This is a genomic window from Pseudomonas sp. B22(2017), assembly GCF_002113105.1.
Classification (GTDB): domain Bacteria; phylum Pseudomonadota; class Gammaproteobacteria; order Pseudomonadales; family Pseudomonadaceae; genus Aquipseudomonas; species Aquipseudomonas asiatica.
On record NZ_NEJN01000003.1, the window covers coordinates 369,553 to 383,202 of the forward strand.

Here is a 13,650-nt window from a genome sequence, read left to right on the forward strand (position 1 = left end):
TCCTATCAGGCGGTGGCGTCGCTCGTCGTCCCGGTGGGATCAATCGACGGCGGACGTCTCAATCTTGTCCAGCTGGGCGGTTCGGCCTGCGACACGACGCAGGTCCTGGCGCTGGGCGACTTCCTGCACCTCACGGCGCATGACGAGGTCGGCCAGGCTTATACCGCTGAGGAATTCATGGATCTGCTGGCTGAGGTCGCACCACAGGTGGTGGGTCAGGCAGGTATCACCGGCATGGCAGTCCCCGAGGCCCTGACAACGGGTGGCATCGACCGATTCGTTGACCGCATCGATGACCTGGGCCACCTGGATGGTTTCCATGCCCCGCGACAGCTGGTAGCCACCGCCTGGACCACGCACGCTGGAGACCAGGCTGCTGCGGCGCAGCTTGGCGAACAGCTGTTCCAGATAAGAGAGGGAAATGCCCTGGCGCTCGGAAATGTCGGCCAAAGACACCGGCCCATGCTGCGCGTGCAACGCCAGGTCGAGCATGGCGGTCACGGCGTATCGGCCTTTGGTAGTCAGTCGCATGGCTATTGGGTACCACGGGAGTTACAGGATGTGAGCGAGTATGCGATTCCCGAGCATTTAAGTCAACTATTAGACCTAGTGCTTTAGTCGGGTTTGCATCGGGGAGGCGGGCGCGATTGTAGCAGACAGGGGGCGTGAGCACACGCCCCGTATGTCACCATGATTTCAGCGCGGCGCAATCAATGTGACTGAGTGTCGCGCTGAGCCACCTGGGCAACTTCCTTGAAGTCATCTTCCGGCAGGGCTGGCAGTTCCTTGGCGCAGTAATCACTGCCCATCTTGGTCAGGGCGCCGCACATGCCCTCCAGCCGTTCGTCGACTGCCTGCAGGTGGTCGAGCATCTGGCCGATGGCACGGGCCACCGGGTCGGGCATGTCGCCACTGACGCCATAGGCATCGAAGCCGATCTTCTCAGCCATGGCCTTACGCTTGGCCTCGACCTCGTTGTCTTCGCTCTTGACGATGATTCGCCCGGGGATACCAACCGCCGTAGCCCCTGCCGGCACGGCTTTGGTCACCACCGCATTGGAACCGATCTTGGCCCCGGCGCCGACGGTGAACGGGCCCAGCACCTTGGCCCCCGCCCCTACCACCACACCGTTTTCCAGGGTGGGGTGTCGCTTGCCTTTGTTCCAGCTGGTGCCGCCCAGGGTTACGCCCTGGTAAAGGGTGACATCGTCGCCGATCTCGGCGGTTTCGCCGATGACGATGCCCATGCCGTGGTCGATGAAGAAGCGCCGTCCGATGGTGGCGCCGGGGTGGATCTCGATGCCGGTCAGCCAGCGGCCGAAGTTCGATACCAGGCGGGCCAGCCACTTGAAATCACGCTTCCACAGGGCATTGCCCAGGCGGTGCAGCCAGATGGCGTGCATGCCCGGGTAGCAGGTCAGCACCTCAAAGGCGTTGCGCGCAGCCGGGTCACGGTGGAATACGCTTTGAATATCTTCACGCAGGCGTTCGAACATCTGTCAGTCCTTCCGTTTATGCGGCTCGCCCCGGACCACTTTCTGGGTCTCGGTGAGGATGCCGCGCAAAATGCTCATTTCCGAACGCTCGACCGCCACCCGCCCATACAGCCGGCGCAGGCGCGGCATCAGGTGCTTGGGCTTTTCGGGGTCGAGAAAGCCGATACCGACCAGGGTCTTCTCCAGGTGGTCGTAGAACAGCTCCATTTCGTCCATCGTCGCCAGCTCGCTGGCGTCAACCTTCTCGACTTTGCCCGGCGCTGCACCGGCGGCAAGCCAGGCCATGCGCACCTCGTAGGAGAGCACCTGGACAGCGGCGGCCAGGTTCAGCGAGCTGAAGTCGGGGTTGGAGGGAATGTGCACGTGGAAGTGACATCGCTGCAGTTCTTCGTTGGTCAGGCCGGCATGTTCACGCCCGAAAACCAGGGCGATTTCCTCGCCACCGTTGGCATGCTCCACCGCCTTGGCCCCGCACTCGCGCGGGCCGATCAGCGGCCAGGGGATGCTCCGCTCGCGGGCGCTGGTGCCCATTACCAGGTTGCAGCCGACCAACGCCTGCTCGAGGCTGTCGACCACCTGGGCATTGTCCAGCACATCGTCGGCACCCGAGGCTCGGGCACTGGCATCCACGGCGGGGAACTCTTTCGGCTGCACCAGCACCAGACGCGACAAGCCCATGTTTTTCATGGCACGTGCAGCGCCGCCGATGTTGCCGGGGTGGCTGGTATTGACCAGAACAACACGAATATTTTGCAGCAAGGTGTTGTGCTCACAGATGCAGGAATCAGGGCCTTCGATCTTACAGAACCGACAGACGTAACGCCATGAAAGCAAATGTGACACTTCTGCCGCCAAAGTTTTCTGCTAGAATGATCGGCTTTCTTCTTTAACATCTCCAGGTGACCCGCCCATGCAGCCTATGCTGAATATCGCCCTGCGCGCCGCTCGCAGCGCCAGTGAACTGATTTTCCGCTCCATCGAACGCCTGGATAGCATCAAGGTCGATGAGAAAGAGGCCAAGGACTACGTCTCCGAAGTCGATCGCGCCGCCGAGCAGAGCATCGTCAACGCCCTGCGCAAGGCCTACCCGAACCACTCCATCCAGGGCGAGGAAACCGGCCTGCACGCGGGTAGCGGCGAAGAAGGCAAGGATTACCTGTGGATCATCGACCCGCTGGACGGCACCACCAACTTCCTGCGTGGCATCCCGCACTTCGCGGTCAGCATCGCCTGCAAATACCGTGGCCGCCTTGAGCACGCCGTGATCGTCGACCCGGTTCGCCAGGAAGAATTCACTGCCAGCCGCGGCCGTGGCGCCCAGCTCAATGGTCGCCGCCTGCGTGTCAGCTCGCGCACCAGCCTGGAAGGCGCCCTGCTGGGTACCGGCTTCCCGTTCCGTGACAGCCAGATGGCCGACTTGGACAACTACCTGGGCATGTTCCGCGCCCTGACTGGCCAGACCGCCGGTATCCGCCGCGCCGGCTCCGCCAGCCTGGACCTGGCCTACGTGGCCGCCGGCCGTTTCGACGCTTTCTGGGAGTCGGGCCTGTCCGAATGGGACATGGCGGCCGGCGTGCTGCTGATCCAGGAAGCGGGCGGCCTGGTGAGCGACTTCAACGGCGGCCATGACTTCCTCGAGAAGGGCCATATCGTTGCGGGCAACATCAAATGCTTCAAGGCCGTGCTGACCGCTATCCAGCCGCACCTGCCAGAGAACATGAAGCGCTAAGCGCGGATTGCTGGCAAAAAAAGCACCCTTCGGGGTGCTTTTTTTATGCCTGTCGAAGCCATGCGGCCTTACTGGCCGGCTTCGCTCAGGATCAGCTTGCCATTCTTGTCCAGTGGAATGGTCGAACCGGGCTCGTGATCCATCTTCACCTGCCCGACCTTGTCGCCGATGGTGTACTTCACGTTGTAGCCCACCACCTTCTCACTGATATCGTTGACCGTATTGCAGCGGGTTTGCGTGGTGGTGTAGGTGTCACGCTCCTGCATGCCCTCCTGCACCTTGTTACCGGCATAACCACCACCGACCGCACCGGCAACGGTGGCGATCTTCTTGCCGCTACCACCACCGATCTGGTTACCCAGCAGGCCACCGGCAATGGCGCCCACCACGGTACCGGCGATCTGGTGCTGGTCCTTGACCGGCGCCTGACGCGTCACGGCGACGTCCTTGCAGACCTCACGGGGGGTTTTTACCTGTTGTTTGATCGGTTGCACGTCGGTGACCTGTGCATATTCAGGCCCCTTGTTGACCAAGCTGTAGGTCGCGACAGCACCTCCGGCAGTCACACCGACAGCACCCAGTACCGCACCCACAAGCATTGATTTGTTCACATGAACCTCCTGATCATCACCCGCGGGTCCGACCCGCCTTCTCCCAGCCTTGGAGTAAAAAAAAAGGCGCGAGTTCAACACTCGCGCCTTTTTGGCCGCCAAACGGCGTGAAGCACGCCTTATGGACGGTCGTCCACACCATCGGTCTTGGCTGGCGGGATCAGGTCTTCGCTGCTCAGGTTCAGCCAGATCAGTACCACGTTGGCGATATAGATCGACGAATAGGTACCGGCCATGACGCCGATGAACAGTGCCAGCGAGAAGCCGAACAGGTTGTCACCACCAAAGAACAGCAGCGCAGCAATGGCCAGCAAGGTCGAAACCGAGGTGGCGATGGTGCGCAGCAGGGTCTGGGTGGTGGAAACGTTGATGTTCTCGATCAGCGAGGCCTTGCGCATGACGCGGAAGTTCTCGCGCACCCGGTCGAACACGACGATGGTGTCGTTCAGCGAGTAGCCGATGATCGCCAGCACCGCTGCCAGCACCGTCAGGTCGAAGGTGATCTGGAAGAACGACAGGATACCCAGGGTCACCACCACGTCGTGGATCAGCGAGACGATCGCGCCCACGGCGAACTTCCACTGGAAGCGGAAGGCCAGGTAGATGAGGATGCCGCCCAGGGCCAGAAGCATGCCCATGCCACCCTGGTCGCGCAGCTCTTCACCCACCTGCGGACCAACGAACTCGACACGCTTGACCTTGGCCGGATTGTCGCCGCCAGCCTTCTGCAGGGCTTCAGCTACCTTGTTGCCCAGCTGCGGGTCATCACCCGGCATGCGCACCAGCAGGTCGGTGGTGGCACCGAAGCTCTGCACTACTGCTTCGTGGAAGCCGGAATTGACCAGCTCGGCACGCACCGCCTTGAGGTCGGCCGGGCGCTCGTAGGTCAGCTCGATCAGCGTACCGCCGGTGAAGTCCAGGCCGAAGTTCAGGCCCTTCTGCCACCAGCTGAACAGAGCCAGCACGGTGAGGAGCACGGTAACGGCGAACGCGACATTGCGCACGCCCATGAAGTTGATGGTTTTCATCGCAGCTCCCTCAAACCCACAGCTTCTTGATGTCACGCCCGCCGCAGGTCAGGTTGACCATTGCACGGGTCACCATGACGGCGGTGAACATCGAGGTGAAAATCCCGAGGGACATGGTGACCGCAAAGCCCTTGACCGGGCCGGTACCCATGGCGAACAGGATGCCGCCGACCAGCAGGCTGGTCAGGTTGGCGTCGATGATCGCGGTGTAGGCGCGGTTGAAGCCTTCATGAATGGCGCGTTGCACCGACATGCCGGCGTTCAGCTCTTCGCGGATACGCGAGAAGATCAGCACGTTGGCGTCCACCGCCATACCCATGGTCAACACGATACCGGCAATACCCGGCAGGGTCAGGGTGGCGCCCAACAGCGACATCAGTGCCAGCAGCAGGACCATGTTGCCTGCCAGGGCGATGGTGGCGATCACACCGAAGGCGCGGTAGATGGCGATGATGAACAGCGAGACGAACAGCATGCCCCACAGCGACGCATCGATACCCTTGGTGATGTTGTCGGCACCCAGGCTTGGGCCGATGGTACGCTCTTCTGCAAAGTACATCGGCGCAGCCAGGCCACCGGCACGCAGCAGCAGGGCCAGTTCGGACGATTCGCCCTGGCCGTTCAGGCCGGTGATGCGGAACTGGCTGCCCAGCGGCGACTGGATGGTCGCCAGGCTGATGATCTTCTTCTCTTCCTGGAAGCTCTGTACGGCAACGTCCTTCTCGACGCCGTCGACGGTCTGCTTGACGTAGCGGGTGACCGGCTTCTGCTCGATGAAGATCACCGCCATGCTGCGGCCGACGTTGCTGCGGGTAGCGCGGGTCATCAGCTCGCCACCGTGGCCATCCAGGCGGATGTTCACCTGCGGGCGACCTTGTTCGTCGAAGCTGGCCTGGGCGTCGGTTACCTGGTCACCAGTGATGATCAGGCCGCGCTCGACCGCGGCGGAACGGCCGCCTTCACGGAACTCGAACACCTCGGTGGTGGCCTTGGATGCGCCTGGCTCGGCACCGAAGCGGAACTCCAGGTTGGCGGTTTTACCCAGGATACGCTTGGCTTCGGCAGTGTCCTGCACGCCTGGCAGCTCGACCACGATGCGGTTGGCGCCCTGGCGCTGTACCAGCGGCTCGGCCACACCCAGCTCGTTGACCCGGTTGCGGACGGTGGTGAGGTTCTGCTTGATCGAGTATTCGCGGATCTCGGCGACTTTCGCCTGGGTCAGCGCCAGACGCAGCACGGCGAGCTCGTTGCGCTCGGTGGTGGTCAGGTCGAAGTCATTGAAATTCTTGCGGATCAGGGCACGCGCCTGTTCGCGGGTAGCATCGTCAGCGAAGCCCAGCATGATGCCGCCATCCTGCTGAGGCAGGCTGCGGTAGCGGACGCGCTCTTTGCGCAGCAAGGTCTTGACCTCGCCTTCGTAGACTTTCATGCGGGCGTTCATGGCCTTGTCCATGTCCACTTCCAGCAGGAAGTGCACACCACCGGACAGGTCCAGGCCCAGCTTCATCGGGCTTGCGCCCAGGTTGCGCAGCCATTGCGGGGTAGTCTGGGCCAGGTTCAGGGCCACGACGTAATCATCGCCCAGTGCCTTGCGCACTACATCCTTGGCTGGTAGCTGGTCTTCCTGATTGGTCAGGCGGATCAGCCCGCTGCCCTTCTCACCCAGGCTCACGCCCTTGACGGCGATCTTGGCATCGCCCAGCGCCTTGCTGACGCGGTCGAGGTCGGCCTGGTTCACCTGCAGCGCCGAACTGGCACCACTGATCTGTACCGCCGGATCATCCGGGTAGAGGTTGGGAGCGGAATAAATAAAACCGATCGCCAGTACCAGCACGATCAGTGCGTATTTCCACAGAGGGTATTTGTTCAGCATCACGCCGCCCGTTCAAGACGCGGGGCGCTTTGCGCGCCCCGACTGGAAAAATGAAACCGGTAACTCAGATAGCCTTGAGCGTACCTTTTGGCAGGGTGGCCGCGATGGCACCCTTCTGGAACTTCAGCTCGACGTTGTCGGAAACTTCCAGGACCACGAAATCATCGGAAACCTTGACGATCTTGCCAGCGATGCCGCCGTTGGTGACAACTTCGTCACCCTTCTGCAAGTTGCTCAGCAGGTTCTTCTGCTCTTTTGCACGCTTGGCCTGCGGGCGCCAGATCATCAGGTAGAAGATGACCAGGAAACCGACCAGGAAAATCCATTCGAAGCCGGTACCGGCTGGGCCGGCGGCAGGTGCAGCGGCGTCCGCGTAAGCGGCGGGGATCAAGAAGCTCATTGGGCACTCCTAATGTAATTTTCTAATAATGGATGCAGACAGTCAGTCCAAAGGCGGCACAGGAAGCCCGCGCTTGGCGTAGAAGGCGTCGACAAAGGCGGCCAATTTACCTTGTTGAATAGCCTCGCGTAAACCGGCCATCAAGCGCTGGTAATGGCGCAAGTTGTGGATGGTATTCAGCATGCTGCTCAGCATTTCGCCGCACTTGTCCAGGTGATGGAGATAGGCGCGGGAGAAGTTGGTGCAGGTGTAGCAGTCACAGGTCGGATCCAGCGGCGAATCATCGTGGCGATGGAACGCATTGCGAATCTTGATCACCCCCGTATCGACGAACAGATGACCGTTGCGCGCGTTACGCGTCGGCATCACGCAGTCGAACATGTCGACGCCGCGGCGCACACCCTCAACGAGATCTTCCGGTTTGCCTACCCCCATAAGGTAACGAGGTTTGTCAGCAGGCATCTGGCCCGGCAGGTAATCCAGCACCTTGATCATTTCGTGCTTGGGCTCGCCCACCGACAGGCCACCGATGGCCAGGCCGTCGAAGCCGATGTTTTCCAGGCCTTCCAGCGAGCGCATGCGCAGGTCCTGGTACATGCCGCCCTGGACGATACCGAACAGCGCCGCAGTGTTGTCGGCGTGGGCGTTCTTCGAGCGCTGGGCCCAGCGCAGCGACAGCTCCATGGACGCGCGCGCCACATCGTGCTCGGCCGGGTACGGGGTGCACTCGTCGAAAATCATCACCACGTCCGAGCCCAGGTCACGCTGCACCTGCATCGACTCTTCCGGGCCCATGAACACCTTGGCGCCATCGACCGGCGAGGCGAAGGTCACGCCCTCTTCCTTGATCTTGCGCATGGCGCCCAGGCTGAACACCTGGAAGCCACCGGAGTCGGTGAGGATCGGGCCTTTCCACTGCATGAAGTCGTGCAGGCCGTTGTGCTTCTTGATCACCTCGGTGCCCGGGCGCAGCCACAGGTGGAAGGTGTTGCCCAGGATCATCTCGGCGCCGATGGCTTCGATGTCGCGCGGCAGCATGCCCTTGACCGTGCCATAGGTGCCCACCGGCATGAACGCCGGCGTTTCCACGGTGCCCCGTGGGAAGGTGATGCGGCCACGACGGGCCTTGCCGTCGGTGGCCAGCAGTTCGAAGGACATTCGACAGGTGCGACTCATGCTTGATCCTCGGGCCCGCGTGGCGCCGGATTGCGGGTGATGAACATGGCATCACCGTAACTGAAGAAGCGGTACCCCTGCTCGACCGCTGCCGCGTAGGCGGCCATGGTCTCGGGGTAGCCGGCGAAGGCCGAGACCAGCATCAGCAGCGTGGACTCCGGCAGGTGGAAATTGGTGACCAAGGCGTCGACCACATGGAACGGCCGGCCCGGGTAGATGAAGATGTCGGTATCGCCGCTGAAGGCCTTGAGCACGCCATCGCGCGCTGCGCTCTCCAGCGAACGCACGCTGGTGGTGCCGACTGCGATTACCCGGCCGCCACGGGCGCGGCAAGCCTCGATGGCATCGACCACCTCCTGGCTCACTTCAAGCCACTCTTTATGCATGTGGTGGTCTTCGATCTTGTCGACCCGCACCGGCTGGAAGGTGCCCGCGCCCACGTGCAAGGTGACGAAGGCACGCTCTACACCCTTGGCGGCAATCTTCTCCAGCAACGCCTCATCGAAGTGCAAGCCTGCGGTCGGTGCGGCGACTGCACCGGCTCGTTCGGCGTACACAGTCTGGTAGCGCTCACGGTCGGCGCCCTCGTCGGGGCGGTCGATGTACGGCGGCAGCGGCATGTGGCCGACACGGTCGAGTAGCGGCAGCACCTCTTCGGTGAAGCGCAGCTCGAACAGCGTGTCATGGCGTGCGACCATTTCGGCCTCGCCGCCGCCATCGATGAGGATGACCGCGCCTACCTTGGGCGCCTTGCTGGCGCGCACATGGGCCAGCACCCGATGGCTGTCGAGCACGCGCTCGACCAGCACTTCCAGCTTGCCGCCGGAAGCCTTCTGGCCGAACAACCGCGCCGGGATCACCCGGGTGTTGTTGAACACCATCAGGTCGCCGGGGCGCAGGTACTCGAGCAGATCGGGGAATTGCCGGTGCGCCAGCGCGCCGGTTGGCCCATCGAGCACCAGCAGACGGCTGCCATGGCGCTCGGCCAGCGGGTGGCGGGCGATCAGGGAATCGGGGAGTTCGAAGGAAAAATCGGCGACGCGCATGATGATGTTCGGTTCGGCAGGGCCGGGAAGTTTAGCCCAATGTGTGAAAATTGACCATGAAAGCCGATTGACCGACCAGCGGTGGCTCTCTATACTGCGCGCCACAAGCCCTGATGGCGGAATTGGTAGACGCGGCGGATTCAAAATCCGTTTTCGAAAGGAGTGGGAGTTCGAGTCTCCCTCGGGGCACCAAGATCCGGAAAAAACCGACCTTATGGTCGGTTTTTTTTTGCCCGTCCGGTCAGCGCCAGCGATCCAGCTGCCCCTGGGCACGGCTGCTGAAAATCGTCAGCAGCTCGCTCAATGTATGCGGTGACGGTTCGGCAGTGCGGGTGACCGCATACAAGGTAATCGGCAGCGCCGGGGCCAGCGGCCTGATCGCGGTCGCCCCAGGCGCCGCGCCAAGTGCGGTGAAGGGATCGATCACCGCCAGCCCAGCACCGGATTCGACCATCGCCCTGGCCAGTGAATAGGTTTGCACCGCAATGCTCACCCGTGGCGGCGGCTCCACCGCCTTGAGGTAGCTTTCGAGGCGCACCGACAGCGGGTCGGCGCTGGACAGCCCGATCATGGGCGCACCGGCCAGTGCCGCCAACGGCAGCGGCTTGCCTTCATCTTCCAGCGGCCAATAACCTGCCGGTGCCAATGCCACCAAAACCCCGCTGGCCAGCGCCTGAGCCTTGAGCGCAGGGTGATCTGGCTGTTGCAAGGTCAGGGCGACATCGATCTCCCGCATCAAAAGGTTCTGCACCAGTTCGCGACTGTGGGCGCTGGACAACTCGCAGGCGATATCCGGATAACGCTGGGTCCATTCATGAATGGCCGGCGGCAGCAGCGACAGGGCCAGTGCCGGGGTCGCACCGATCCGCAGGCTGTGGCCTGGCGCGCGACGCAGGCTTTGCGCCAGGCGTCGCACTCCTTGCAGACTCTCCGTTACCTTGTCGACCTCACGCTCCAGCTCCAGCGCTTCGGGCGTGGGCTGCAGCTTGCCGCGCACCCGCAGGAACAACGGGAAGCCCAGTTGCTGCTCGGCGTGCTGCAGAACCTTGGTCACGGCAGGTTGGGAAACGTGCAGCAACTGTGCGGCACCGCTGACCGAGCCGGTCTGGCGGATGGCCTGGAAAATCTCGATATGGCGAAGGCGCATGGCAAGTCCATAACCTTTGTTTATGGCTCAGCGATCTTTATTCATTTTTCGCCACCTGTCACCTGGCCCTAACCTCAGCCTCGTTCCAACAAAGAACAAGGACTGACATGGCTCAGCATGTATGCATCATCGGCGGTGGCGTCATTGGGCTGTCAACCGCTTATGCACTGGTACGCGACGGCTTTGACGTGACGCTGATCGAGGCTCGCGATTCGTTGGGCAGTGAAACCAGCTTCGCCAACGGCGGCCAGCTGTCCTATCGGTACGTGGCGCCCCTGGCCGACGCAGGTGTGCCATTGCAGGCCCTTGGCTGGATGCTGCGCGGTGAATCGCCGCTGCGATTGCGCCCGCGCTTCGATCGTGCCCAATGGCGCTGGATGGCAGCATTCCTTGGTGCTTGCCGCTCCTCGGTCAACCGTGCCAACGCAGGCCACCTGTTGCGCCTAGCGCTGTTGAGCCAATCGACCTTGCAAACCTGGCGAGAAGAGGATGGCCTGGACGGTTTCAACTGGCGGCGCAACGGCAAGCTGGTCACCTTCCGCCAGGCCAGCAGCTTCGAACATGCGCGCAAGAACCTTGCCGCGCCCCAGCAACAACAGGTGCTGTCGCACGCCGACTGCACCCGTCTGGACCCGGCACTGGCAGAGGCGCCCTTTGTCGGCGCCATCTATACCCCGGATGAAGAAGTCGGCGACTGCCACAGCTTTTGCCAGCAACTGGCGGCGCACCTGCAGGCGTCGGGACGCTGCAAATTCCGCCTGGGCCAAGCGGTGTCCGCAATTCGCCATGCGCATGGCGTAGTGAATGCAATTGAACTGGACGACGAAGTGCTGCCGGTGGAGCAATTGGTCGTTGCAGCCGGCCATCGCAGTGCGTTGCTGGCACTGCCGGGCATCGACCTGCCGCTGTATCCACTCAAGGGCTATAGCCTGACATTACCGATCGGTGCACAGCACAAGGCGCCGGACCTGAGCATCACCGACTACGATCGCAAGATCGTCTACGCCCGGATTGGTGAACAGTTGCGGGTGGCGGCGATGGTAGACATTGTCGGTTTCGATCCGTCGCTGGACCCCAAGCGCCTGGCCCTGCTAAAACGCCAGGCCCGCGAAACCTTCGCCAATGCTGGTGACTACGACTACGCCATCGAATGGGCCGGCATGCGGCCGGCGACCCCCAGCGGCGTACCGCTGCTGGGCGCAACGGCGTACCGCAATCTGTGGCTGAACCTTGGCCATGGAGCGCTGGGCTTTACCCTGGCCTGCGCCAGCGCACGTCTGCTGAGTGAACTGATCGGCCAGCGCCGCCCCTCCATCGACCTGCAGGGTTTCACCGCCCGTGCGGCTGGTGGAAATAACCGTACTGCAGCACGTCTCTGATCCCCTCACCTACAACGGAGAATAACAATGCGAAAAATCACGTTGATCGGCTGCACCCTTGGCCTGTTGCTAGGCACCCAGGCCCATGCTGACGAAGCAGCGCTGGGGCCTACCCTGAGCAAGATTGCCAGAGCCAACAGCATTACCCTGGGCTATCGCGATGCTTCAGTGCCGTTCTCCTACGTGGGAGATCATTCGGGACAACCCATGGGCTACTCAGTAGACCTGGCGAACAAGATCGTCGAGCGGGTACAGCAGAAGCTGGCATTGCCCCAGCTCAAGGTGAAGTACAACCTGGTGACATCGCAAACCCGCATTCCGCTGGTACAGAACGGTACCGTTGACCTGGAGTGCGGCTCGACCGGCGTCACCGCAGAGCGCCAGAAGCAGGTGGCGTTTTCCTATGGGTTCATCTATGTCAAAGGTCAATTACTGACGGCCAAAGACAGCGGGATCAAGAGTTTCGCCGACCTGCGCGGCAAGAATGTGGTGACCACCGCCGGCACCACCAACGAACGCTATCTGAAAAGCTACAACGTCGATAACAAGATGGACATGTACGTGATCAGCGCCAAGGACCATGGTGAAGCCTTCCAGATGTTGCAGTCCGGCCGGGCAGCGGCGTTCTACATGGACGATGCGCTGCTCTACGGAGAACGCGCCAAGGCCCGTGATCCGCACAACTGGGTGGTGGTCGGGGAAGAGCAGTCGCGGGAAATCTACAGCTGCATGGTGCGCAAGGATGACCCGCAGTTCCTCGCGCTGGTGAACGCGGCGCTGGGCGAGCTGTACAGTTCCGGGGAAATCAACGGGATCTACCAGCGCTGGTTCGAACAACCGATTCCGCCCAAAGGCTTGAACCTGGAATTCCCGATGACCAGCGAACTCAAGGCCATCTTTGCCAAGCCGGTGAGTGACCCGGTGGAGTAGCATCCAGACGACCAGCCCCTCTGGCTCACGGCCTAGCCGAGTACTGGAGGCAATGGCCTCGGCCGCTCCGGCCGCGCCCCGTTGCCAGCGCAGGAATGACCTGCCATGAAGCTGACCAACCGCCCCGTTCAGCCCTCCGAAATCCCTGTTCTGCTAGCGGGGAACCACATGGGGCTGAACGAGGAGGTCGACACCCAAGGCACGAATGACTTTCAGCACAGTGTCAAAGCGTGGTTTTGCGCCTGGACTGAGTGCCTTGTACAGACTTTCCCTTCCCAACCCACTCTCGGTGGCGATACGCGTCATTCCCCGTGCGCGAGCGATATGGCCAAGTGCCCGAATTATTTCCTCGGTATCGCCATCTGCGAGGACCTGACTAAGGTACTCAGTGATGGCCTCATCACTACTCAACAAGGCCGCCATATCAAACGGGATCAACTTTTCGCTCATTTCATCTCCTTCAGCAGTTTTCTGGCTTTGAGGATATCGGTGGCCTGGGTGGACTTGTCTCCACCGACCAACAGCAGAACCAGCCTCTGGCCCTTTTGCGCAAAATAGACACGATATCCAGCAGCTACATCGATGCGAAGCTCACCGATACCGCCTCCAAGCCATTTGACATCTCCAAGATTCCCCATTGCTGCTCGCTCCAATCTACGACCTATCGCAAGCTGGGCCCTCAAATCTCTCAAGCTGGATAGCCAAACTGCAAAGCTCTCCGTCTGTTCAACGAGATACATCAAGTGGTCACCCAATCGTATCCGTACGGATACACCCATTCAAGTGTTGAAGCGGCCCACTCTGTCGCCTTACCCCTTATATGGGAACTCAGGCA

At 61.8% G+C, this 13,650-nt stretch carries 15 protein-coding genes and 1 tRNA gene; 4 read left to right on the forward strand and 12 right to left on the reverse strand.

Annotation, left to right across the window (positions count from 1 at the left end; genetic code table 11):
* Positions 1 to 39: 39 nt before the first annotated feature.
* From iscR to trmJ, 3 genes are all read right to left on the reverse strand, one after another.
* Positions 40 to 531 carry a Fe-S cluster assembly transcriptional regulator IscR gene (gene iscR / locus CAG18_RS09275; protein WP_008092572.1) on the reverse strand — a complete coding sequence of 164 codons (492 nt, stop codon included), beginning with the start codon at positions 529 to 531 and terminating at the stop codon, positions 40 to 42.
* 179 nt (positions 532 to 710) lie between these two features.
* Positions 711 to 1,496 carry a serine O-acetyltransferase gene (cysE, locus tag CAG18_RS09280; RefSeq protein ID WP_013971015.1) on the reverse strand — a complete coding sequence of 262 codons (786 nt, stop codon included), beginning with the start codon at positions 1,494 to 1,496 and terminating at the stop codon, positions 711 to 713.
* A gap of 3 nt (positions 1,497 to 1,499) precedes the next feature.
* Positions 1,500 to 2,255 (reverse strand): tRNA (cytosine(32)/uridine(32)-2'-O)-methyltransferase TrmJ, encoded by a 756-nt coding sequence (trmJ, locus tag CAG18_RS09285; RefSeq protein WP_031325634.1) that lies wholly within the window; start codon positions 2,253 to 2,255, stop codon positions 1,500 to 1,502.
* 151 nt (positions 2,256 to 2,406) lie between these two features.
* On the opposite strand from trmJ, the gene suhB reads away from it, so the two are divergent.
* Positions 2,407 to 3,225, forward strand: coding sequence for an inositol-phosphate phosphatase (gene suhB / locus CAG18_RS09290; protein ID WP_003257850.1), 819 nt, complete (start codon positions 2,407 to 2,409; stop codon positions 3,223 to 3,225).
* Between the two features lie 68 nt (positions 3,226 to 3,293).
* Here the strand turns inward: suhB and CAG18_RS09295 are convergent, their stop codons facing one another.
* From CAG18_RS09295 to queA, 6 genes are all read right to left on the reverse strand, one after another.
* A complete protein-coding gene (locus tag CAG18_RS09295) occupies positions 3,294 to 3,836 on the reverse strand; it encodes a glycine zipper 2TM domain-containing protein (protein WP_013971012.1) in 543 nt (180 codons plus the stop codon).
* Between the two features lie 119 nt (positions 3,837 to 3,955).
* On the reverse strand, positions 3,956 to 4,864 hold the full coding sequence (gene secF, locus CAG18_RS09300) for a protein translocase subunit SecF (protein ID WP_013971011.1): 909 nt from the start codon (positions 4,862 to 4,864) through the stop codon (positions 3,956 to 3,958).
* A 10-nt stretch (positions 4,865 to 4,874) separates the two neighbouring features.
* Positions 4,875 to 6,737: a protein translocase subunit SecD gene (secD, locus tag CAG18_RS09305; RefSeq protein ID WP_085720781.1), complete on the reverse strand. Its 1,863-nt coding sequence runs from the start codon at positions 6,735 to 6,737 to the stop codon at positions 4,875 to 4,877.
* A gap of 64 nt (positions 6,738 to 6,801) precedes the next feature.
* A complete protein-coding gene (gene yajC / locus CAG18_RS09310) occupies positions 6,802 to 7,137 on the reverse strand; it encodes a preprotein translocase subunit YajC (protein WP_003259111.1) in 336 nt (111 codons plus the stop codon).
* A 42-nt stretch (positions 7,138 to 7,179) separates the two neighbouring features.
* Entirely contained in the window at positions 7,180 to 8,295 is a 1,116-nt protein-coding gene (gene tgt / locus CAG18_RS09315; RefSeq protein ID WP_013971009.1) for a tRNA guanosine(34) transglycosylase Tgt, read from the reverse strand.
* A 14-nt stretch (positions 8,296 to 8,309) separates the two neighbouring features.
* Positions 8,310 to 9,359, reverse strand: a complete 1,050-nt coding sequence (gene queA / locus CAG18_RS09320; RefSeq protein WP_013971008.1) for a tRNA preQ1(34) S-adenosylmethionine ribosyltransferase-isomerase QueA — start codon at positions 9,357 to 9,359, stop codon at positions 8,310 to 8,312.
* A gap of 107 nt (positions 9,360 to 9,466) precedes the next feature.
* Here queA and CAG18_RS09325 point away from each other — a divergent pair.
* Positions 9,467 to 9,551: transfer RNA gene (locus tag CAG18_RS09325), tRNA-Leu, on the forward strand.
* Between the two features lie 49 nt (positions 9,552 to 9,600).
* Here CAG18_RS09325 and CAG18_RS09330 read toward each other — a convergent pair.
* Complete coding sequence (locus CAG18_RS09330) at positions 9,601 to 10,506, reverse strand: LysR family transcriptional regulator (protein WP_013971007.1); 906 nt, start codon at positions 10,504 to 10,506, stop codon at positions 9,601 to 9,603.
* 107 nt (positions 10,507 to 10,613) lie between these two features.
* Between CAG18_RS09330 and CAG18_RS09335 the strand changes: the two genes are divergently transcribed.
* Both CAG18_RS09335 and CAG18_RS09340 read left to right on the forward strand, forming a co-directional pair.
* Entirely contained in the window at positions 10,614 to 11,885 is a 1,272-nt protein-coding gene (locus CAG18_RS09335) for a D-amino acid dehydrogenase (protein ID WP_015269008.1), read from the forward strand.
* A 27-nt stretch (positions 11,886 to 11,912) separates the two neighbouring features.
* The gene (locus CAG18_RS09340) at positions 11,913 to 12,815 is read left to right on the forward strand and encodes a transporter substrate-binding domain-containing protein (RefSeq protein WP_015269007.1); all 903 of its coding nucleotides are present in this window, start codon (positions 11,913 to 11,915) and stop codon (positions 12,813 to 12,815) included.
* 153 nt (positions 12,816 to 12,968) lie between these two features.
* On the opposite strand, the gene CAG18_RS09345 is transcribed toward CAG18_RS09340, so the two are convergent.
* Both CAG18_RS09345 and CAG18_RS09350 read right to left on the reverse strand, forming a co-directional pair.
* Positions 12,969 to 13,265 (reverse strand): addiction module antidote protein, encoded by a 297-nt coding sequence (locus CAG18_RS09345; protein ID WP_061303299.1) that lies wholly within the window; start codon positions 13,263 to 13,265, stop codon positions 12,969 to 12,971.
* A complete protein-coding gene (locus tag CAG18_RS09350; protein ID WP_080604915.1) occupies positions 13,262 to 13,555 on the reverse strand; it encodes a type II toxin-antitoxin system RelE/ParE family toxin in 294 nt (97 codons plus the stop codon). The genes CAG18_RS09345 and CAG18_RS09350 overlap by 4 nt, the downstream gene beginning before the upstream one ends.
* Positions 13,556 to 13,650 lie beyond the last annotated feature (95 nt).

Excerpts from the sequence above, each read along its gene's own strand:
- iscR (WP_008092572.1), bottom strand. The coding sequence starts at position 531 with ATGCGACTGACTACCAAAGGCCGATACGCCGTGACCGCCATGCTCGAC.
- cysE (WP_013971015.1), bottom strand. The coding sequence starts at position 1,496 with ATGTTCGAACGCCTGCGTGAAGATATTCAAAGCGTATTCCACCGTGAC.
- suhB (WP_003257850.1), top strand. The coding sequence starts at position 2,407 with ATGCAGCCTATGCTGAATATCGCCCTGCGCGCCGCTCGCAGCGCCAGT.
- secF (WP_013971011.1), bottom strand. The coding sequence starts at position 4,864 with ATGAAAACCATCAACTTCATGGGCGTGCGCAATGTCGCGTTCGCCGTT.
- secD (WP_085720781.1), bottom strand. The coding sequence starts at position 6,737 with ATGCTGAACAAATACCCTCTGTGGAAATACGCACTGATCGTGCTGGTA.
- yajC (WP_003259111.1), bottom strand. The coding sequence starts at position 7,137 with ATGAGCTTCTTGATCCCCGCCGCTTACGCGGACGCCGCTGCACCTGCC.
- tgt (WP_013971009.1), bottom strand. The coding sequence starts at position 8,295 with ATGTCCTTCGAACTGCTGGCCACCGACGGCAAGGCCCGTCGTGGCCGC.
- queA (WP_013971008.1), bottom strand. The coding sequence starts at position 9,359 with ATGCGCGTCGCCGATTTTTCCTTCGAACTCCCCGATTCCCTGATCGCC.
- CAG18_RS09330 (WP_013971007.1), bottom strand. The coding sequence starts at position 10,506 with ATGCGCCTTCGCCATATCGAGATTTTCCAGGCCATCCGCCAGACCGGC.
- CAG18_RS09335 (WP_015269008.1), top strand. The coding sequence starts at position 10,614 with ATGGCTCAGCATGTATGCATCATCGGCGGTGGCGTCATTGGGCTGTCA.
- CAG18_RS09340 (WP_015269007.1), top strand. The coding sequence starts at position 11,913 with ATGCGAAAAATCACGTTGATCGGCTGCACCCTTGGCCTGTTGCTAGGC.
- CAG18_RS09345 (WP_061303299.1), bottom strand. The coding sequence starts at position 13,265 with ATGAGCGAAAAGTTGATCCCGTTTGATATGGCGGCCTTGTTGAGTAGT.
- CAG18_RS09350 (WP_080604915.1), bottom strand. The coding sequence starts at position 13,555 with ATGTATCTCGTTGAACAGACGGAGAGCTTTGCAGTTTGGCTATCCAGC.